The sequence below is a fragment of the Romboutsia sp. 13368 genome, from assembly GCF_018336475.1.
GTDB lineage: Bacteria > Bacillota > Clostridia > Peptostreptococcales > Peptostreptococcaceae > Romboutsia.
Genome location: NZ_CP048741.1, coordinates 795,677 through 796,170 on the forward strand (window position 1 = coordinate 795,677; position 494 = coordinate 796,170).

The following is a 494-nucleotide window of genomic DNA, read 5'->3' on the forward strand; positions in this document are numbered from 1 at the left end:
TATATGATATATTATTATTTGTAAAACAAGAAAATATATGGAGAGGTGTCCGAGTGGTTTAAGGAGCTGGTCTTGAAAACCAGTGATGCTTAACGGCACCGTGGGTTCGAATCCCACCCTCTCCGCCATATGCCCAGATAGCTCAGTCGGTAGAGCAGGGGACTGAAAATCCCCGTGTCGGTGGTTCGATTCCGCCTCTGGGCACCAGTTAAAGCACTTACTTAGGTAAGTGCTTTTTTAGTTTATAAGGACATAGATTATATAAATAAATTATATAGGTATATTAATAATGATAAAATTTAGATGGTAAAAAATTCATAGAGAAAGAATTAGGAATAGATATTGAATACTGGAAATAATAAATAATAGGGTAAGTAATAAATAAATAATAAAGTTAAGGAGAATTATAATATGGCACAAGTTATAAATAGTGGAGAATTTAATAACCTTGTAGAAAATGCAGAGGGTATAGCTGTAGTTGACTTTTTTGCTAC

2 tRNA genes are annotated in these 494 nt (G+C 34.0%); both read left to right on the forward strand.

From position 1 onward, the window contains the following. The first annotated feature begins 39 nt into the window (after nucleotides 1-39). A tRNA-Ser gene (locus G3997_RS03230) sits at nucleotides 40-128 on the forward strand. A gap of 3 nt (nucleotides 129-131) precedes the next feature. Further along, nucleotides 132-207: transfer RNA gene (locus G3997_RS03235), tRNA-Phe, on the forward strand. Nucleotides 208-494: the final 287 nt, after the last annotated feature.